General features: G+C 24.6%; 2 protein-coding genes. Both read right to left on the reverse strand.

Going from position 1 to position 1,036, the window contains the following annotated elements; translation table 11 throughout:
* Positions 1-306: 306 nt before the first annotated feature.
* Positions 307-474, reverse strand: a complete 168-nt coding sequence (locus BN899_RS20470; protein ID WP_330362501.1) for a ribosomal maturation YjgA family protein — start codon at positions 472-474, stop codon at positions 307-309.
* A gap of 2 nt (positions 475-476) precedes the next feature.
* Positions 477-692, reverse strand: coding sequence for a hypothetical protein (locus tag BN899_RS20475; protein WP_330362502.1), 216 nt, complete (start codon positions 690-692; stop codon positions 477-479).
* Positions 693-1,036 lie beyond the last annotated feature (344 nt).

Genomic DNA, 1,036 nt, shown 5'->3' on the forward strand with positions numbered 1-1,036 from the left:
AATGTATTATGAGTTTCAGGACCTGCACCTGCTCTCGTTACATATCTTTTATTACCATTACTATCAATTTCAACTATTGTTTCTGTATCTGTATTTGTATTTTCAGCCTCTGAATAAAGAAGTTGTTTACCTAAATCTTTTAAATCTTCCATAAGTGATTTATCTTCCATTTGTTTATCTCCTTTATTTTTTATTGTGCTCTTTAATTTATATTAGATACCTTGCAATATTTTCAATTAAATTTAAGATACCAAATATTCTATTATTCCTTGCAATTAAAAAGGCACATTATATTATAATGCACCTTTAACTATTTTTTAAGTTAAAAATAAATTTATCAATCACTACTCCAAGTAACATTCCTATACTATAACTTACTAAATCTTCCCATAAAAAACCATGTCCTAGTACCAATCCTCCAAGAGTAGTTGCTCGTATATTATTTATCCAGTTAGCTTGATATAACTGGCTCACCTCTATAGAAAAAGAAAAATAACTGCTACTAAAAAACTCTTGTAAATAGTTGATTTAGGAAATAAAAATCTAAATCCGTAATAAACCATCATAGCCCAAATCATATCACCTACAAATGGGGCAATACTTTTTGGAAATATAAACATAAATTTTCTTGATAATAAGCCCATAATCATTACTGATATGGTAATTATAAAATATGTAATCCTCTTTTTCAAAATATCACCACCTTAGAGCTTTTATTTAATCTGTACATTATCCTTCTACTAGAATTTTTAAATGTATATTTAATATAACATTTAGTTTACTATGACTATAATTATGATTATAATTATACTGTATTTCAAAATATTAATTTATTATAACTTAAATAGAGGTGATCTATATTCAAGCAATTAAAAACGCAATTATAATATTATTACATTTCATATTCTTTATTATATTATTCTATTTTATTTCAGCAGATTATATAGTATCTATTACTTTTATAGGATTAGCATTACTAGGAGCTAATGTTTTGAGAATGAAAAATGAATGATTGACAATAAAATATCAAATCATT

This window comes from Faecalimicrobium dakarense (assembly GCF_000499525.1).
GTDB lineage: Bacteria > Bacillota > Clostridia > Peptostreptococcales > Peptostreptococcaceae > Faecalimicrobium > Faecalimicrobium dakarense.